Annotated in this window: 1 protein-coding gene; it reads left to right on the top strand. The window is 34.8% G+C overall.

The features are described 5' to 3' along the window. The first annotated feature begins 320 nt into the window (after positions 1-320). Positions 321-671, top strand: coding sequence for a hypothetical protein (locus tag BFP75_RS10250; protein WP_099545274.1), 351 nt, complete (start codon positions 321-323; stop codon positions 669-671). The last annotated feature ends 194 nt before the right edge of the window (positions 672-865 follow it).

The following is an 865-nucleotide window of genomic DNA, read 5'->3' as shown; positions in this document are numbered from 1 at the left end:
GCCTTTTAAACGACGGTAGAAATTCGTCTGCGGTACCCGGTCACTTAATTGGAAATTATTGAAAAGCTTCTCTTGATAATCCTTTTTACCCTGCATACCTAAAGTTACGATCCTTTTACGGATCGGCAAGATCGAAATGCCCCTTTTTTTATAACTTGTGCAACAGGCACAACGTGTATAATTAATTGCGGCTGAATTTCCTCTCGGAAATTCAATCTTATTAATTATCTTTCGGTTACGGCGGAAAATGACTCGCGTCTTTTTCCGCAACTAATCATACACAAACTCGTTGTGCATAATTTACCAAAACCCGCAAAAAAATGACCTTTAGGGAAGTTTATAATCAGACAATTAAATATTATCCATCTGAAATTGATATTTCGGATGGAAAAACAGTTGAAAAAGGTGGCGGAAATTTTAAAACATTATCGGATTCTTGGGACAATGCGGAATTGAAAACAGAAAATGAATCTGACTTTATAAAACTAATGGTTTGGGGAATTTTTTGCGCTTATCATAAAAAAGCAATTGACAACTTTATGAACGGAAAAAAGACAGTTTCCTTGAATGAATTAGATATGGAATATTTGAAATATAAGTTTGAGGAAAGCCTACTCAATACGGAAGATGATTATTACGCTGAATTGAGAACAGAATATAAAACTGAATAAAAAACTATGCACAACAATGGCTCCTATGAAAAGCCCTAGTCCAGTTCTCTAAAGTTAGTATTTAATTTTCAATTACTTCATAATGATGGTTTTGGGGTGTTGAATCGTTGATAATTCCGATAGGATTATCAACCATTCAATACCATATAACTTGCTCGGCATCCTATATGTGATACACCGTTATCGGCGTTCAC

The sequence above is a fragment of the Maribacter sp. 4G9 genome (assembly GCF_002742265.1).
GTDB lineage: Bacteria > Bacteroidota > Bacteroidia > Flavobacteriales > Flavobacteriaceae > Maribacter.
Note: the sequence above shows the minus strand (reverse complement) of the source record. Positions and strands in the feature narration are given on the sequence as shown.